The organism is Streptomyces sp. BK208 (assembly GCF_004364245.1).
GTDB lineage: Bacteria > Actinomycetota > Actinomycetes > Streptomycetales > Streptomycetaceae > Streptomyces.
Window position 1 is genome coordinate 138,134 of the sequence record NZ_SOAV01000013.1, and the last position, 15,614, is coordinate 153,747.

General features: G+C 70.5%; 11 protein-coding genes. 7 read left to right on the plus strand and 4 right to left on the minus strand.

The window, feature by feature from the left end:
- Nucleotides 1-78 precede the first annotated feature (78 nt).
- Nucleotides 79-1,824, minus strand: coding sequence for a ThuA domain-containing protein (locus tag EV562_RS28455; protein WP_133889727.1), 1,746 nt, complete (start codon nucleotides 1,822-1,824; stop codon nucleotides 79-81).
- Nucleotides 1,825-1,841: 17 nt separating this feature from the next.
- Nucleotides 1,842-4,721: a PQQ-dependent sugar dehydrogenase gene (locus tag EV562_RS28460; RefSeq protein WP_133889728.1), complete on the minus strand. Its 2,880-nt coding sequence runs from the start codon at nucleotides 4,719-4,721 to the stop codon at nucleotides 1,842-1,844.
- Nucleotides 4,722-5,168: 447 nt separating this feature from the next.
- On the opposite strand from EV562_RS28460, the gene EV562_RS28465 reads away from it, so the two are divergent.
- The 7 genes from EV562_RS28465 to EV562_RS28495 all read left to right on the plus strand — a co-directional run bounded on the left by EV562_RS28465 (nucleotide 5,169) and on the right by EV562_RS28495 (nucleotide 12,996).
- A complete protein-coding gene (locus tag EV562_RS28465; protein WP_133889729.1) occupies nucleotides 5,169-5,417 on the plus strand; it encodes a hypothetical protein in 249 nt (82 codons plus the stop codon).
- 11 nt (nucleotides 5,418-5,428) lie between these two features.
- Nucleotides 5,429-7,057 carry a cytochrome bc complex cytochrome b subunit gene (locus EV562_RS28470; RefSeq protein ID WP_133889730.1) on the plus strand — a complete coding sequence of 543 codons (1,629 nt, stop codon included), beginning with the start codon at nucleotides 5,429-5,431 and terminating at the stop codon, nucleotides 7,055-7,057.
- 291 nt (nucleotides 7,058-7,348) lie between these two features.
- Complete coding sequence (locus tag EV562_RS28475) at nucleotides 7,349-8,245, plus strand: arginase family protein (RefSeq protein ID WP_133889731.1); 897 nt, start codon at nucleotides 7,349-7,351, stop codon at nucleotides 8,243-8,245.
- Between the two features lie 131 nt (nucleotides 8,246-8,376).
- Nucleotides 8,377-8,673 carry a hypothetical protein gene (locus EV562_RS28480; RefSeq protein ID WP_133889732.1) on the plus strand — a complete coding sequence of 99 codons (297 nt, stop codon included), beginning with the start codon at nucleotides 8,377-8,379 and terminating at the stop codon, nucleotides 8,671-8,673.
- A gap of 145 nt (nucleotides 8,674-8,818) precedes the next feature.
- Nucleotides 8,819-9,226: a hypothetical protein gene (locus EV562_RS28485; protein ID WP_133889733.1), complete on the plus strand. Its 408-nt coding sequence runs from the start codon at nucleotides 8,819-8,821 to the stop codon at nucleotides 9,224-9,226.
- Nucleotides 9,227-9,433: 207 nt separating this feature from the next.
- Nucleotides 9,434-10,066, plus strand: a complete 633-nt coding sequence (locus EV562_RS28490) for a LysE family transporter (protein ID WP_243860214.1) — start codon at nucleotides 9,434-9,436, stop codon at nucleotides 10,064-10,066.
- 245 nt (nucleotides 10,067-10,311) lie between these two features.
- A complete protein-coding gene (locus EV562_RS28495; RefSeq protein WP_243860215.1) occupies nucleotides 10,312-12,996 on the plus strand; it encodes a SpoIIE family protein phosphatase in 2,685 nt (894 codons plus the stop codon).
- Between the two features lie 190 nt (nucleotides 12,997-13,186).
- Here EV562_RS28495 and EV562_RS28500 read toward each other — a convergent pair whose 3' ends face one another.
- Together EV562_RS28500 and EV562_RS28505 are read right to left on the minus strand one after the other, a co-directional pair.
- The gene (locus tag EV562_RS28500) at nucleotides 13,187-14,185 is read right to left on the minus strand and encodes an ester cyclase (protein ID WP_133889734.1); all 999 of its coding nucleotides are present in this window, start codon (nucleotides 14,183-14,185) and stop codon (nucleotides 13,187-13,189) included.
- 80 nt (nucleotides 14,186-14,265) lie between these two features.
- Nucleotides 14,266-15,612: an MFS transporter gene (locus EV562_RS28505; RefSeq protein ID WP_133889735.1), complete on the minus strand. Its 1,347-nt coding sequence runs from the start codon at nucleotides 15,610-15,612 to the stop codon at nucleotides 14,266-14,268.
- Nucleotides 15,613-15,614: the final 2 nt, after the last annotated feature.

Consider the following 15,614-nt stretch of genomic DNA (forward strand, 5'->3'; position numbering starts at 1 on the left):
CGGGAGCAGCCTCGCACGCCGTGCGGGCGGAGCGGAGGTCTTCTCGCCCGCACGGCGTGCTGTGGCACGGACCGGCCGTCAGGGCAGGGTCCATTTCTGGTTGGGTCCGGTGTGGCAGGTCCACAGGTGGACGGGGGTGCCGTCGTTCCAGGTGCCGCCGGAGGCGTCGAGGCATTTGCCGGACCGGGGGTTGCGGAGGGTGCCGTCGGGCTGGGGAGTCCAGGTCTGGGCGGCGGTGTTGTTGCAGGTCCACAGTTGGATCCTGGTGCCGTCGGCGGTGGCGCCGCCGGAGACGTCCAGGCATTTGCCGAGGGCCTTGAGAGCGCCGGTGCCGGTGCCGGTGGTGGTCCAGGTCTGGGCGCTGGTGTTGTTGCAGGTCCAGAGCTGGATCTCGGTGCCGTCGGCGGTCTGTGCGCCGTCGACGTCCAGGCACTTGCCGTTGACGCCCTTGACGGCGCCGGAACGCTGCCCAGGAGTACCGCCGCCGGACTGCTTGACCCGGATGTCGCGGAACGCCGCCTCGTCGCCGTCACCGTGGTTCTGGATGCCGATGTGGCCCTGCTTGAGGCTTCGCGCCGGGTCGGTGTTGGTGAAGTCGTTGATCTTGCGACCGTTGAGGAACAGCTCCAGCCGCTCACCGGTGACCCGGATCTCGTACGTGTTCCACTCGCCCGGCGGATTGAGTGCCGCGTCGCGCGCGGCGGTGTCGGCCGACTGGAAGCCGTAGACGGAGCCCGTCGTGCGGTCGGGGGTGTCGGTGGCGTCGATCTGGATCTCGTAGCCGTTGTCCACCGCCGACCACGGGTCGTCGGAGGCGGGGAAGCCGACGAGGACGCCTGAGTTGTCGTCCCCGCTCACCTTCCAGTCCAGCTTCAGGGAGTAGTCGCCGGTGAGCTCCTCGGCCTGGTACCAGTACATGCCGAGCCCGCCGTGGGAGGTGAGGGTCCCGTCGGCGAGGGTGAAACCGCCGGGGCCCGCCTGTTTCCAGCCGCTGGTGCCGGTGCCGTCGAAGAGGGGGCGGTAGCCCGTCTCCGGGCGGCAGTCGGCTTCGGTCATTCCCGCCGCCCACCGGATGCCGCCGAGCAGGTGCCGGCGGAACGCGGGGTCGGCGTAGGACTCGTCGGTGTGGCCGCCGCCGGTGTAGAAGGCACGGCCGCCCGCGTAGTCCTTGCACCAGGCGATCGGGTGGTCGCCGTTCATGTTGCCGCCCGAATAGCTGGACTCGTCGAGCGAGGCCAGCACGTGTGCGGTGGCGCGGGGGTCGGTGCGGTAGTTGTACCACTCGTCGGTGCGCTGCCAGGTGCGGCCGAGGTGCGCGGTGGCGTCGTGCGCCCGGTCCTCGACCTCTACCGTGGCCTGCTGGACGGCCGGGTGGGAGTGGAACAGGGCCCCGGCCAGGCCTTCGTAGAAGGGCCACTCGTACTCGGTGTCGGCTGCTGCGTGGACGCCCACGTAGCCGCCGCCCTCCTCGATGTACTGCTCCATCGCCGCCTGCTGGGTGCCGTTCATTACGTCACCTGTGGTGGACAGGAACACGATGGCCTCGTACTGGGCGAGGTTGCCGGCGGCGAAGGCCTGCGCGTCCTCCGTCGCCGTGACGGTGAAGTTGTTCGCGGCGCCCAGGTCTCTGAGTGCCGCGATGCCGTCGTCGATGGAGGAGTGGCGGAAGCCGGCGGTCTTGGAGAAGACGAGTACCTGGTAGGCCGGGTCGGCCATGGCCTCGTCGTGCGCCCGGGCCGACGGTGCGGCCGCCCAGGACTGCGGTGCCACGCAGAGCAGGGCACCCGCGAGCAGGCAGATCTTCGCTCTCAGCTTCTTGCGCATGGTGTCGCCCCCTTCGGCTAGGGCAGGGTCCATTTCTGGTTGGGTCCGGTGTGGCAGGTCCACAGGTGGACGGGGGTGCCGTCGTTCCAGGTGCCGCCGGAGGCGTCGAGGCATTTGCCGGACCGGGGGTTGCGGAGGGTGCCGTCGGGCTGGGGAGTCCAGGTCTGGGCGGCGGTGTTGTTGCAGGTCCACAGTTGGATCCTGGTGCCGTCGGCGGTGGCGCCGCCGGAGACGTCCAGGCATTTGCCGAGGGCCTTGAGGGCGCCGGTGCCGGTGCCGGTGGTGGTCCAGGTCTGGGCGCTGGTGTTGTTGCAGGTCCAGAGCTGGATCTCGGTGCCGTCGGCGGTCTGTGCGCCGTCGACGTCCAGGCACTTGCCGTTGACGCCCTTGACGGCGCCGGAACGCTGCCCCGGAGTACCGCCGGACGTGGCGAAGGAGAACTCGTCCACGTCGAAGAGCGCTCCGGTGCCGCCCCTGAACACCAGGTACAGGGTGGTCGAGCCGCCCGGCTGGTTGCCGAGAGAGGTGGTGACGTCCTGGAACGTCTCCCAGCCGCCGGTCACCGGGACGGTCGCGGTGCCCAGCAGGGTGCCGCTCGGGGAGCCCGCCCGTACCTCGATGGTGCCGCCGCTGCCGGCGGAGGAGACGCGAGCGGTGAAGGCGGTGGCGTTGTCCAGTGCGTACGGCGAGAAGGAGATCCAGTCGCCGTTCTCGATGTCGCCGACCGTCTTGCCGCCGTGCGCGGGGGAGTGGGCGATGACCTGGACGCCGGAGGAGTCGCCGTAGTGCTCGCCCTGCCGGTGGGACGGCTGGACGATGTGCTGGTCGTGGGTGGTGAGCGCCGGCTGGCCGCTCGCGCCCCGGTCGGTGTACTCGGCGTCGAGCACGCCGAAGATGTTGGCGTTCGGGTCGTGTTCGCCGTCGGCCAGGGTCTGCAGGGTGCCGGAGCAGCCGGTGGCAGAGGTCTGCGGGTGGCCGTGGCTGTCGTGGCCGATGATGAAGGTGACCTTGACCTTGGAGCAGTCGACGCTTCCGTCCTCGGGGTCGGACACCGTCACCTTGAAGGGGATCGCGTCGCCGAAGTCGTGGATCCGGCCGTCGGCCGGCAGGTCCAGGGTGACCCGGGGCGCGGTGTTTCCGACCGTGACGAGGACGGAGGCCGAGCCGGACTTGCCCGTGGGGTCGGTCACCGTGAGCGTCGCCGTGTACTGACCGTCGGTGGTGTAGGTGTGCGACGGATTCGCCTGGGTGGAGCTGCTTCCGTCACCGAAGTCCCAGGCGTGGCCGAGAGCGTCGCCGTCGGCGTCCGAACTGCCCGCGGCGGAGAACGACACCGCGAGCGGTGCCTTGCCCGAGGTCACGTTCGCCGCTGCCCGGGCTACCGGTGCGTGGCCGCCGGTCACGTGCTCGATGCGGTACAACGCGGAGTTCTCGTCACCATTGAAATAGCCGGTGCCGTAGTCCAGTACGTACAGCGCGCCGTCCGGGCCGAAGGCCATGTCCATCACCTGGGTGCCGCTCCAGGGGAAGGCGTTGATGGACTGCACGGTGCCGTCGCCGCCCGCCTCGATGCGCTTGATCCAGCGGCGCCCGAACTCACCGGCGAAGAAGTCGCCGTCGAACTCCTGCGGGAACTTCACCTCGGACGTGGAGGAGGCGTCGTAGCGGTAGACCGGACCGCCCATCGGGGACTCCGAGCCGCCGCCGAACTCCGGTACGGAGCCGCCGTCGTAGGGGATCCAGGCGGGCTGCACGGGAGGCAGGTCGGTGAGACCCGTGTTGCGGGGTGAGGTGTTCTTCGGTGCGGAGCAGTCGAACTTCGCGCCGGACGCACCGGTGGCGAAGTCGTGGTCCGTGTAGGCGTCGTTCTTGCCCGTGCAGTACGGCCAGCCGAAGTTGCCCGCCTTGGTGATGCGGTTGAACTCGACCTGACCGGCCGGCCCGCGCGAAGGGCTCGCGGAACCGGCGTCCGGGCCGTAGTCACCGACGTAGACGATGCCGGTCGCCTTGTCGACGCTCATCCGGAACGGATTGCGGAAGCCCATGGCGTAGATCTCGGGGCGGGTCCTGGCCGTGCCCGGCGCGAAGAGGTTGCCGCTCGGGACGGAGTACGACCCGTCCGCGCCGACCTTGATCCGCAGCACCTTGCCGCGCAGGTCGTTGGTGTTCCCGGCCGAACGCTGGGCGTCGTAGGCCGGGTTGCGCGAGGCACGCTCGTCGATCGGGGTGTAGCCGTCCGACGCGAACGGATTGGAGTCGTCACCGGTCGACAGGTACAGGTTGCCGGCCGCGTCGAAGTCGATGTCGCCGCCGACATGGCAGCAGATGCCGCGCGAGGCGGGGACGTCGAGGATCTTCTTCTCACTGCCGGGGTCCAGGGTGCCGTCGGTCCTCAGCACGAACCGGGAGAGCCGGTTGACGCCGTCGAACGGGGTGAAGTCCGACGCCGCCCCGTCGGAGGGCGCGTCGCCCCCCGGCGTGGAGAGTTTCGGGGCGTAGTAGAGGTAGACGTACCGGTTGGACGTGAAGCCGGGGTCCGCCGCGACGCCCTGGAGGCCCTCCTCGTCGTGACCGTAGACGTCCAGCTTCCCGGCGACCTTGGTGGTCCCCGCCGCGTCGGTGATCCTCAGGGTGCCGTCCCGCGAGGTGTGCAGCACCGACCGGTCGGGCAGCACCGCCAGGGTCATCGGCTCACCGGCCTCCGCCACGCCCTTGGCCAGAGTGACCTGCTGGAAGTCCTCGGGTGCCGCGGCCGCCCGAGGCGGGGCGTCGCCCGGTTCCGCGGCATGGGCCGGTGCCGTCGGCAGGAAGCAGCCGACGGCACACACCGCGGCCAGCACCAGGGAGCGGATCCGTCGTGGTCTCGACGGACTGGGTCCTAACGGTCTCGTGCGCACAGATGTCTCCCAGGAGTGGGGTGTGGGCAGGCCGGAACGTCCTGCCGGGGGAGTACGGGCGCGCGCCGTCGCGCCGTGACATCACCGGCCACCGCCAACGTGACCGGTACACCTCAAGGAAGCTAGCGGCCCTCGTCGAAGGCCGTAACCCCTTCCGCGCGAGGAACCGCCACCTTTTTCCTTGCCTGGGACAAAGTGCCGGGACGGCCGGCTCTCCCGGAGCCGTGATCCAGAGTGAAGAAGCTCACAACAGGGCCGATTCGCCGGCTCCGATGTCACAAGGAGCATCCGTCCGGGCGTCTAGTGCGCAGGCAACCGACCTGAGGGGTGAGCCGTGCTGCACCGAGAGAGATCACAGGCGCGTCCGCGTCGCACCGCCGATCCGGCGCGATGGGCGACGGACGATGGCGGCGCGGGACGTCCGCGCGAGTTCGCGGGAGGGCACCGGTGAGCCCGCGCAGGCGCTGGTGGCTCCTTCCCGGACTGCAACAGGGCGTTCCCACTGCCGCGCGGGGCGGTGTGATCTGGCACTGGCCGCTGCTGGCGGTGCCCGCAGCCACTCTGCAGGCGTACGCCGTCCTCTACCTGGCTCTCCACCTGGATCACCTGGACGGTCTGTTCCTGGAAGACAACGGCATGTTCGCCATGTGCACGGCCGTCATGGTCTTCGCTCTCGCATTCCGGCCGGCATGGTGAGGAGGGGTCGAATGAACACCGCGGACGGAACGGCGCGCGTCGAAGGTGCTCCCCGGGGGGAGCGGCTGGCGGACTGGGCGGACGGCAGAACGGGTCTGTACACCTTGGCCCGGGCCAACATGCGCAAGATCTTCCCGGACCATTGGTCCTTCATGCTGGGCGAGGTGGCGCTCTACAGCTTCGTCGTCATCATCCTGACCGGCATCTACCTGACCATGTTCTTCCACCCGAGCATGAACGAGGTGACGTACCACGGCAGTTACGTGCCGTTGCAGGGCGTGCGCATGTCGGAGGCCTACGCCTCGACCGTCGACATCAGTTTCGAGGTGCGCGGAGGTCTGCTGATCCGGCAGATCCACCACTGGGCGGCATTGGTGTTCCTCGCCGCGATGCTGGTGCACATGATGCGAGTGTTCTTCACCGGTACTTTCAGGAAGCCGCGTGAGGTCAACTGGGTATTCGGGTCCCTGCTGTTCGCCCTGGGCATGTTCACCGGCTTCACCGGCTACTCGCTGCCCGACGATCTCCTGTCGGGTACCGGGGTCCGGTTCGTCGAAGGGGCGACCCTTTCGGTTCCCGTCGTCGGAACCTACCTGTCCATGTTCTTGTTCGGTGGCGAGTTCCCGGGGCACGACCTCATCGGCAGGTTCTACTCGGTCCATGTCCTGCTGCTGCCGGGCATCATGGTGGCCCTGGTGGCGACCCACCTGATCCTGGTCTTCTATCACAAGCACACACAGTTCGCCGGGCCGGGACGGAACAACAGGAATGTCGTAGGCATGCCCTTTCTGCCCGTCTACATGGCCAAGGCGGGCGGGTTCTTCTTCCTGGTCTTCGGTGTGATCTCCGCCCTCGCGGCGATCGCCACGATCAATCCCATCTGGACCCTGGGTCCCTATCGCCCGGACCAGGTCTCCACCAACGCCCAGCCCGACTGGTACATGGGGTTCGCCGAGGGTCTGATCCGGGTGATGCCGGGCTGGGAGGTCAACCTGTGGGGGCACACCCTCGTCCTGGGCGTGTTCATCCCGCTGATGGTCTTCCCGCTGGTCCTCCTGGTCATCGCCGTCTACCCGTTCGTCGAGGCGTGGGTGACCGGCGACAGGGGCGAGCACCATGTCGCAGACCGGCCACGCAACGCTCCGACCCGCACGGCCTTCGGCGTGGCCTGGCTCACCTGCTACCTGATCCTGCTGCTGGCGGGCGGGAACGACCTGTGGGCCACGCACCTGCATCTGTCCGTGAACGCGATCACCTGGTGCGTCCGTGTCGGGTTCTTCGTGGCGCCCGTCCTCGCGTTCCTCGTCACGAAACGCATCTGCCTGGGCCTGCAGCGGCGCGACAGGGAGAAGGTCCTGCACGGCCGGGAGACAGGCATCATCAAGCGGCTGCCCCACGGTGAGTTCGTGGAGGTGCACGAGCCGCTGTCTCCGGCACGGCGCTACACCCTCACGGCCCACGAGCAGTACGCACCCCTCGAAGCGCCCGGGCACGGCGAGGGCCGTACGGCACGCGACGGCAGGCTCCTCGCGAACACCCGTGTCGCACTGTCGCAGGCCATGTACGGGGAGCGCGGTCAGATCCCGAAGCCGGCCGGTGACGACCTGCACGAGATCGAGAGCAGCGCGGAGGAGCGCTGACGGCGCCGGTGCCCGGCATCGATGCCGGCGCCCCGTGGCGGACGACGTGCTCGGTGGACGAACGAGGCGCACCGTCGCGTTCGCGGGTGCACCGGCCGTCTGCCGAGGCCGTGTTGAGCCACCTGGCACGCAGGGGACTTCACCCGGGCCTGACGGCCGGGTGGGTCGACGCGGGATCGGGAGGGGCGTCAGAGGCGGGAACGTGCCGTGGCCGGCGGTCCGGAAAGCGGTGGTGCTCCCGGCCGGTTGTCGGGGCTGGCCAGACGGAGTCCGAGCGCTCAGGATGACCCGATGAAGAAGATCGTGCTCATCGACGCCCCGTCCAACCTGGGTCTGCGCCCGCCCGCCCCCGGGGTGGTCCCCGGTTGCTACAAGCTCGCCGGCGCCCTGCGTGAACAGGGCTTGCTGCGGCGTCTCGGTGCCGAGGAGGGCGGGGTCGTGGTGCCGCCCCGCTACGACCGGGGCGACTGGCGCGAGGGTGACGGAGTGTTCAACGCCGCCGCCCTCGCCGGGTACACCCGCAAGCTCGCCGACCGCGTCGAACGGCACGTCCGCGCGGGGCGGTTCCCGGTCCTTCTCGGCGGGGACTGCTCGATCCAACTCGGGGCGTCGCTGGCGCTGCGGCGCATCGGACGGTACGGCATGGCCGCCGTGGACGCCTCGGCGGACTTCCGTCACCCGGGCAACGCCCCGCACGTCGGCGCGGCCGCCGGCGAGGAACTGGCGCTCGCCACCGGACGGGGCCAGCGCGATCTCACCGACCTGGAAGGGCTGAGGCCCTATCTGCGCGAGGGCGACGTGCACCTGTTCGGCATCCGGGACGGCGACGACGAGCTTGCGGAGCTCACCGCGGCCGGCATGTCCGTCCACACGGTCGGGGAGATCCGGCGGCGAGGCGGGCGCGCGCAGGCCGAGGACGCACTGGACGCGCTGGGCGGCGGTGGTCTCGACGGCTTCTGGGTGCACCTCGACGCCGACGTGCTGGACCCGTCCGTCATGCCGGCCGTGGACAGCCCCGACCCGGACGGCCTGCTGCCGGACGAGGTCCGCCCCCTGCTCACCACCCTCCTCGCCTCCGAGCGCTGCGTGGGCCTCAACGTCACGATCTACGACCCCGACCTCGACCCGGACGGCACGGCCGGGGCCCTCCTCGCCGACCTCGTGGTCGACGCCCTCGCCGACGTGTGACTGCCAGCGGCCTCGTGCGTGGAGTCGAGGGGGCCGCGCCGCCGGTGTGGCGCGGGGCCGGCTCCTCCCGGCGGGCTCGCGCCCGGCCGACTCCCCTGATAGGCGGCGCGCAACGGGGTACACGGTGGCGCATGGCACCGAAGACCGAAGGCATCCAGTTCCTGCGGGCCGTGCGGCAGTTGCGCCGGGTCCGTTCCTTCTACGCCGCCGGCATCCTGCTGTGGGGCGGATCCGCGGCCTGGACCGGCTGGCAGGAGCCGGGAAGCCGGCAGATGTGGGTGTCGGTCCTCCTGCTGGCCGTCTTCCTGGTCCTCGCGGTGACCGCGAGCCTGTCCCTGCGGCGTCTGGCGGCCCCCGCGACCGGCCGACCCGTGCACCACGCCGCCCCGAACAAGCTGTCGAGCGCTCACCGTCACGCCCCCGCCTGAGGACTCGTCCCAGTCCACCTTGCCTGCCCGGACAGGGGGTACCCGGGTGGTGTGGCGAACCGATGACGACTGTCGCCGCCGCCGGCGTGGTCGTCATCGGCACGGCGGGCACGCTGGTGGGGTGCCGCAGTGGAGGGGGACGGTGATGGAAGCGGCCAAGTGGTCGGTGGACCGTGAGCGTTTGTCCCGGTGGGTTCCCGAGGGGGAGCGGATGACGGCCGGTTGCGCGGTGACGTACGGGCGCGTGCTGTGGGGCATGCTTCCGAGGCGCGCTTCGCTTCTGCTGACCGACCGTCGCCTGCGCGTACTGCGCCACCGGGGCAACGATCTCAGATACGCCGTACGTGGTGTCTGGTTCGAGGTGATGCGGGGCGAGGCCGAGGCGGTCTGCAGGAATCCGCGGGTGCGGGTCGAGTTCGACCGAGGACGGGAGGTCGAACTGCGCCGGCGCGACGGCGGGGTGGAGCGCCTGCTGATCAGCCAATGGGACGCCGTGCACGCCGATGCCGTCTACGAGGCGTTCCCCGCCGAGGACGACGGCGGCCCACGGTGACCTGCCGACGCTCGCCGGTCTCCGCGGAACAGCCGTGACCCGCGAGCGTGCAGGCCCGGTAATCGAGTTGCCAGGGCCGGCGGGAGCCGCCGAGTATCTGCTCATGACCACGAAGACCGCTCACCCGCTGCCGATGCCCAGCTCCGCCGCCGCGGGCCGGGGCCGACAGCAGCGCGGCTGCCCGCGGAGGTCGATTCCGCCCCGCGCGTGAGCGCGGCCCTGGTCGCGGGGCTCCTGGCCGGCTATGGCATCGCCATGCCTGTGGGAGCGGTCGCGGCGTACCTCGTGGCCCTCTCGGCACGGACGTCGTGGAGGGTCGGTGCCGGTGCCGCTCTGGGGGTCGCGACCGCCGACGGACTGTACGCGCTGATCTCCGTGATCGGAGGTGCCGCGCTGGCCCCCGCGCTCCAGTCGATCACGCTGCCCCTGCGCTGGGCCTCGGCGCTCGTCCTCCTGGCTCTCGCCTGCCGGAGCGCCGTGACGACCATGGCCCACCACCGTATGCGGCGGGTCGGCGCGGGGGCTGATCCCGATGCTCCGAGTCCTGGGCGGGCTTATCTGAGACTTCTGGGCATCACGATGACGAACCCGATCACCGTGCTCTACTTCGCCGCGTTCGTGCTGGCCGGCCAGGGGAGAGCCGTGTCGGGGCAGTGGGGCGCGGAGGTGTTCGTCCTGGCGGCCTTCGCGGCGTCCGCCAGTTGGCAGTTGCTCCTCGCCGGCGGCGGCACGCTGCTGGGCCGCGCGCTGACGGGCTCGCTGGGTCGCCTGCTCACCTCCCTGGTGTCCAGCGCCGTCATCACGGGCTTCGCCGTCCACCTGCTGGTCTCCGGAGCGTGACCACGGCTTCGGAGCGGTCGGCTGTGACCCGCCGACGGTGCCTCATGCGGCGGATCGGTGCTGTCCGGTCGACGAGTCGACCGCATCGGGGAGTGGTGCGCCGGGGCTGCGCGTGAGGAGCGGGCGCCGGTGCACCAATGCCGTGCGGTACGCGGCCGGACCCGTGGGTCTGCGCCCGATGCGCGGCGAGCGGGGAGGTGTGCGGCAACAGCCGATGAGGTACCCAATGGTGATAAAACGGGTGAATGCGCAAGGGAATGAGCGGTGTGCCGGCGACCCTGCGGAAACCATGGCCGCAGAGCGTCGCGGCGCAGGTCTTCGTTCTGCAGTTGCTGGTCATGCTGCTCCTGGCCGCGCTGAGTGACGCCACCCTCGTGTACGAAACGCGGAGCCAGACGGTGCGCGGCGCGCGACACCAAGCGCTCGCGGTCGCGGCGGGTTTCGCCAGTTCCCCCGGTGTCGCGGCGGCTCTGAAGGGCGCGGACCCCACCGCCGCGCTGCAGCCCCTGGCCGAGGGAGCCCGGCGGACCTCGGGCGTGGACTTCGTCGCCGTCCTGAACCGGGACGCCGTCCGCCTTACCGACGTCCGCCCCGATCTGATCGGCAAGCGATCGACCGGAGACTTCAGCCGGGCGCTCGACGGCGAGTCCTACACCGAACTGTTCAGGGGAGCGCCGACGGACGCCGTTCGCGCGGTCGTGCCGGTCACCGACGCGGACGAGCGGGTCGTGGGCATCGTGACGGCCGGGCTGGAGATCAGCACGGTGAGCAGCACCTTCAACCGGCAACTCCCGCTGCTGGCAGCCGGTGCCGCAGGATCACTGGCGCTGGCCACGTGCGCGGCGTGGCTGGTGAGCCGGCGGTTGCGCCGGCAGACACACGGGCTCGGACCGACCGAGGTGACGCGCATGTACGAGCACCATGACGCGGTGCTGCACGCGGCGCGCGAAGGGGTCGTGGTGATCGGCCCGGACGGTCGGCTGTCGCTGGTCAACGACGAGGCGCGCAGACTGCTGCGGCTGCCCGCGGACGCGGAGCGCCGGTCACTGCGCGATCTCGGCCTGCCTCCCTCGATGGTGCGGCTCCTGACATCCGAACGGAGGGTGGACGACGCCGTGCAGCCGGTGGGCGGCCGCCTGCTCGCCGTCAACGTGCGGCGGACCGGCCGCGGCGGGCACGGCCCGGCCGGCGGCGTCGCCACGCTGCGTGACACCACCGAACTCCGCGCCCTGGCGGGGCGGGCGGAAGTCGCACACGAACGCCTCGAACTGCTGTACCGGGCGAGCGCGGAGATCGGCAGCACCCTCGACGTGACGCGTACCGCCGAAGAGCTCGCGAACCTCGCGGTCCCGCAGTTCGCCGACGTCGTCACCGTCGACCTCTTCGACGCGGTGCTCCGCGGAGACGAACCCGTACCGGGTGTCGCGTCGTCGGTGCGGCGCGCAGCCGTACGCGGAGCGGCCGAATCCTGGCCCTTCCACGGGGCGGGCAGCAGGCTGGAGTACGGACCGGTCGCACTGCAGCACCGGACGATCGACGGCGAGGACGCCGTCCTGGTACCGGATCTGGCACAGGCGCAGGACTGGCGGGCGCCGGACCCGGAAGGCGCACGGCAGGTTCTCCGGCTCGGCTTCCACTCGCTGCTCACGGTGCCGCTGCGAGCCCGGGGCGTGGTGCTGGGGCTCGTCATGTTCTGGCGCGGCAGCCAACCTGCGTTCCGGCCGGACGACGTATCGCCTGCCGAGGAACTGACCGCCCGCGCGGCGGTGTGCATCGACAACGCGCGCCGCTACACACGCGAGCACGCCACCGCGGTGTCCCTCCAGCGCAGCCTGCTGCCGCGGGACCTGCCCCCGCAGGATGCCGTGGAGGTGGCCCACCGCTACCTGCCGGCCCGATCGGGCGTCGGCGGTGACTGGTTCGACGTCATCCCGCTGTCCGGCGCCCGGGTCGCCCTGGTGGTCGGCGACGTGGTCGGACACGGACTGCAGGCCGCCGCCACCATGGGCAGGCTGCGCACCGCGGTCCTCAACTTCTCGGCCCTCGACCTGCCCCCGGAGGACCTCCTGTCCCACCTGGACCAGCTCGTCACGCGTCTGGACACCGCACATCAGGCAGGCGGCGAGGACAACACCGTCACAGGCGCGACCCTCGTGTACGCGGTCTACGATCCCACCAGCGGCCGGTGCGTCTTCGCCGGTGCCGGACACCCCCCGCCGGCGTTGGTGCTGCCCGGCGGCTCGGTCGAGTTCGTCGACGTGCCGGCCAATCTGCCCCTCGGCCTGGGGAGCGTTCCCTTCCAGACCACCGAGATCGGCATTCCGCCGGGAAGCCGTCTCGTCCTCTACACCGACGGTCTGGTGGACGGTCCGGGCAGGAGCATCGACGCCGGGCTGGAGATGCTGCGGTCGGTACTCGCCGACACGGGACCGGACTGTGAGCGCACCTGCCGCACCGTCGTCGAGGCCATGGTGCCCACCAGATCGCACGACGACGTCGCCCTGCTCGTCGCGGGCGCCCGCCGTTTCCCGGCCGAGGACATCGCCCAGTGGGACGTCCCCGCCGACTTCGCGGGAGTCGGCACGGTCCGGGCGCAGTGCGTGCGGCAACTGGAGAGGTGGGGACTCGACATCGGATTCACCACGGAACTCATCCTCAGTGAACTCATCACGAACGCCGTACGGTACGGCGCGCCGCCGATCACTGTGCGGCTCCTTCGGCACCACGTCCTGATCTGCGAAGTGCGCGACGCGAGCAGCACCGCGCCGCGCGTGGTCCAGGCCGCCGATTTCGACGAGGGCGGGCGAGGGCTGTTCCTCGTCGCCCAGCTCGCCGACCGGTGGGGCGTGCGCTACACGGAAGACGGCAAGGTCATCTGGACCGAACAGTCACTCGCGCAGGGCGACGACGGGCGTGGGACCTTAGCGTGAGTCGCGCGTTCCGCGCCGCGTGCCTCGGTGGGGCTCGCAGCCTGATGCCGCCGGACAGTTGAACCGTGGTGCGGTCGTGCGGGGAAGCTCCCGACGTGCGGTCGTGGACCGGGAGGACAGTCCCGGTCCACGATGCTCCAGCGGGCGCCGGTGGCGGACATGGCGAGCTGCAGGCCCCGATCGGTGCGGCTCAGTAGATGTTGGCATCGACCTCCGGGCCGTCTCCGCGGGCCGCGTTGATCTGGGCGCGCAGCGAGATCTCGTCGTACACGCGGTACTCCCGTACGATCCGCCCGTTCTGGATCAGGAACTGTGAGACGCCGAGCACGGTCACCGGCTGTCCGGTCAGAGCGCCGAAGGCGGGAGTGCCCCGGTATGTGCCGTTCATGGTCCACAGGACGGCGACCCGCAGACCCGCGTACCGCTCGTTGTAGTTGGCCTGGATGTCCCGGACGGTGAACCGGGCGTCCGGGAAGGGGCCGACCATGGCCAGCAGGTCGGCCTGGTAGCGCTCGGGCCGGATGACGGTGCGGTCGCCGATCGTGTGCAGGAACAGGTCCCGGTCCATGTAGTCGCGGACCTTGTTCAGGCGCCGCCGCGACCACACGTCCTCGACGAACTCCATCACCATCTCGCACTCGGGACGGAACTGGTCGGGGCGCTCACCGCTGTCACCGGTCAGGAGCACCTCCTTGGGCGCGGCCTCGGTCATCGACCCGGTGTACCCCTGGAAGCGCAGCCCGCGGGCCACTTCGTCCGGGTCGAGGCCCAGCTGCAGGCAGTCCGCGAGGTCGTCGCGGACGACCCACTCCTCGACCATCCGGCCACGCCGGTAGAGGCAGTTGGCGACGGTCCGCTTGCGGACGGGCACCAGGCGGCCGTCGACCAGGTGTTCGTCGGCCGAGAAGACCAGGTGCGAGCTGAGGAACGCGTCGTCGCCGCGCGCCTCCCACACGACGTCCTCGGCCTGACCGACGTGACCGGGCACCGAGGCCATGCGCATCGTGCTGCCCTCGATCACGCCGTCGCGTCCGACGACCGTGCCCAGGCTGGTGTGGACGATGGAGTCCGGCTCGTAGTTCTCGACGATGTGGTCGATGTCGCGGGAGACCCAGATGCGGTCGGTGACCTCACGGATGAAGTCGTCCGGGTCGGCGTACGGCTGGTAGGCGATGGGGTCGAGGGACATGGTGCTTCCTTCTGTGGAGGTGCGGGTGCCGGACCGGGCCGGTGGCACGGACGACGGGTATACGTATGTGGAAGGGTCGGTCAGCGGGCGAACTTGTCGTCCCCTAGCCGGCTCCGGTAGGTCTCCTTCATGAAGAAGGTGACGACGACCAGCGCGAGCAGTGCGCCGACGGCGAGGTAGGCCCACACGGCGTAGATGGTGCCGAAGGTGTTCACGAGGAGGGCCGCCACGAACGGCGTGATGCCCATGAAGACGGAGAACGAGCTGTTGTAGGCGATGGCGCTCGCACTGAACCGCGTCCGCGTGGCGAAGAGTTCGGCCGCGCAGACCGTGACGATGCCGGTGAGGAAGAACTCCGGGACGATGTAGATGAGCTGGCTCGCGACGGCCGCGCCGAACGTGCCCGCCTCACCGACCCTGAAGGCCAGCGGGACCAGCACGAGGCAGGCGACGGCACCCGCGATCAGCATGGGCTTGCGTCCGATGCGGTCGGAGAGGATGCCGGCCAGCGGCAGCATCGGGATCAGCACCGCGATGGAGATCGCGTTGGAGGCCAGGCCCATCCAGCGGGGCAGGCCGAGCGTGCCGCTCAGGTACTCCGGATAGAACGTGACCCAGGTGTAGGACAGGATCGCCAGCGTGACGGAGATGCCGCAGAAGACGAGGATCGGTCGCCACTGAGAGCGCAGCGCCTCCCGGATCGGGGCCTTCACCACGTCGGCGCCGTCCTCGGTCGCCCGCACGAACTCCGGTGTCTCGCCGATGTGCCGGCGCAGCCACATCCCGACCAGGCTCAGCGGCAGGGCCAGGACGAACGGGATGCGCCAGCCCCACGACTCCAGGTGCGGGCCCTGGAAGACCCAGCTGGTCAGCGCGGCCGTACCGGCCCCCGCGAGGATGCCGACGAAGCAGCTGTTGGAGGCGTACGACGTGTAGTAGGCGCGGCGCTTGGGCTCCGCCCACTCCACCACGAACGCCACCGCGCCGACGTACTCCCCGCCCGAGACCATGCCCTGCACGACGCGCAGCAGCAGGAGGAGCAGCGGTGCGAGGGCGCCGACCGCCTGATAGGTGGGCAGGACCCCGATCAGCGCGGTCGTCACGCCCATGCAGACGATGGTGTAGAGCAGGGCCTTCTTGCGGCCGACCCGGTCGCCCCAGCGGCCCACCAGCGTTCCGCCCAGGGGACGGAACAGGCAGGCGACGGCGACGATCGCGTAGGTGCTGATGACGGCGACGCCCTCGTCGCTCGCGGGGAAGAACGACGAGGCCATGATGGGAGCCATGTAGCCGTAGAGGCCGTAGTCGAACTGTTCTACGAAGTTGCCGATACTTCCCGCGCCGATGGCGCGGCGTATCGCCTTCCGCTTCTGCGCGGCGTCCTCGGGGACAGAGACGGCGGCGGTGGGTGGCGCTGCGGCGGACATGG